At 55.6% G+C, this 2,081-nt stretch carries 2 protein-coding genes; both read left to right on the top strand.

The window, feature by feature from the left end; all coding sequences use genetic code 11:
- Window positions 1–505 precede the first annotated feature (505 nt).
- A complete protein-coding gene (locus WCA53_RS29590) occupies window positions 506–865 on the top strand; it encodes a response regulator (RefSeq protein ID WP_423919619.1) in 360 nt (119 codons plus the stop codon).
- Between the two features lie 1,036 nt (window positions 866–1,901).
- Window positions 1,902–2,081 (top strand): IS66 family insertion sequence element accessory protein TnpB (gene tnpB / locus WCA53_RS29585; RefSeq protein ID WP_423919614.1); only part of this gene is annotated, 180 nt, incomplete at its 3' end.

Genomic DNA, 2,081 nt, shown 5'->3' with positions numbered 1-2,081 from the left:
ATAGACGAAGGCGGTAACCTGAGAGAGGGTATTCATGACAGCGCCATCTACGAGCTCCCGTCGCGGTTTTTTGCTTACAGCGAGCTTGTGTCCAGTCCATGGTGGTGGCCTGCTTGCGGCGGACTTTGTCGTTCAAAAGCTTGGCCATGCGCCGCACTCTTTCCCCGCACTCGACTATTTTTCGACCATGAGCAGGCGGTGACCTACGCGAATCGTTGGGGTCGCATCTGGGTAGATACGCCTGTTTGAGCCCGCGGCAGCCCAAGCAGGGCGTTCCGTTGGCGCCTGCTCCGCAACAACGAAAGTCTCGATGTACCGGCGAATGTGAAGTCACGGGGCTTGTCGTCTCTCATAGCGCCGAGCTTTGGAACGAGTTATTTGCTCGCAGTCGAAGCTTCGTTTTTCGCGATTCGGACGTGCGCGTCGGGGTTAGCAGTCGATGCCGGCTTCGCCACGACACGCTCCGAGCAATCCTGGCGCGCGCCGACGAAAGAAGAGGAACAAAATGAACGTTTTATTTGTCGATGACCACGTAGCTTGTGCGGACATATGCGCCGACATCGCAGAGGGAATGGGACACCGCACCTGCGTCGCATATGACGGCGCTAGCGCGTTGCGCCGTTGTTCCGAAGAATTTTTTGACCTCGTACTGCTGGATATAACCCTTCCCGATGCAGACGGCCGCGACGTTTGCTGCGAACTTCGCGGCCGTGAGCGCGCTCAAAAAGCTCGCATCATCGCGCTTACGGGACACTCCGACCTGAAGGGAAGTGCTTCCATGTCGGACTTCGATGAATGCATCGTAAAGCCGATTACGATGCAGGCACTGCAGGATCTTTTACTGGCGCAGACATCACCGGTGTGACCGGGGAGCGCACGACCTTCTCGGTGTCAGCGGCGTTCCAAGCGAGAATCACGTGCACAAGGACAATTCCGGCAACGCAACCTACAGCCCTACTCATCCCCACCGACGTTAGAGTCCAGAACCTCTCACGAGAAGCGGCGTCGGTCGTATAAGTTCAGCGCACACGCGATGAAACGACGGTCGGCGACAAACTCATGCCATGTGATTCACACGATCATCTCGAAGTAGCTTCACGCGCATGAACGTTATTCAGTAAGCGTCAGTAAGCAACGCCGTCCAATTTCGGATTTTACATATTCCACAGCGAATTGGCACGCCTGCGCCTCGCTTGTAAAGCAACCAAGCGCGCCGGTTGCTTGTCCGTCACCGTTTCGGTCTGTGATGATGGCCCTCGATATAAAGCCCGGTGGGTCCTTTGTGACTATGGGAAAAATCACGTTCCTCATCTAGTCAACGGATGATGAACGATGCATAGACGAGTCCTCCCTGTTGGCAGGTAGCAAAGCCGAAACATTAGTTCGACGTTCCGCCAGCATCGCAACTTTCGAGGGATTGCTCGGTAACGGGGAAGAGGGTCGGCACCGACCTACTTCTTTAAGACTATTCCGAAACGTCTCACTCTCGGCAAGTTGACAATGCCCCCGTACCAGCTCTTCGTGCGATGACGCCGGGAGGAGGAGCACCTGCTCTTCCCGCTACAGCGATAAAACCAGTTGTTTCTTTGGAATCAGCAGCGATGTGCTCATCTGAGGTGCCTTCCTTTTCTCGAACCAAGGAAGACGATGATCCACCATCACGCGACAGCACGCGTCTCGCAGTTCCATCAATGCACTCAGGCTAACTTTCGGAGAACCCAACGACATCGCACCGCAACGCGCCTTGTCAAACATCCATCCCGGTAATTCCCGTGATAGCCCGTTACAGACCTCTACGTGAATCACTTCCGTGGCGCCGCGCCCCTTGCGGCGTAGCACTTGAAGTTGCTGACCGTGCAAGGGGCGCCATGCTTATTCCATTGTGACAAACTTCAATCGGTATGCTGAATGTTGCTTGGTTCCGCAACCGGGTCAAGCTGCTGTTCTACGAGCGTACCGGCTTCTGGCTGATGCTGCGGCGCTTTGACCAGGACCATTTCGTCTGGCCACGTCGACCACAGGCGGTGATCGAGTTGACGACCGAACAACTACATTGGCTCCTTGAGGGCATTGACGTTGAC

This window comes from Caballeronia sp., assembly GCF_049581465.1.
Classification (GTDB): domain Bacteria; phylum Pseudomonadota; class Gammaproteobacteria; order Burkholderiales; family Burkholderiaceae; genus Caballeronia.
The sequence above is the reverse complement of the archived record's forward strand: the minus strand, read 5'-3'. Positions and strand labels throughout refer to the sequence as shown.

Excerpts from the sequence above, each read along its gene's own strand:
- WCA53_RS29590 (WP_423919619.1), top strand. The coding sequence starts at position 506 with ATGAACGTTTTATTTGTCGATGACCACGTAGCTTGTGCGGACATATGC.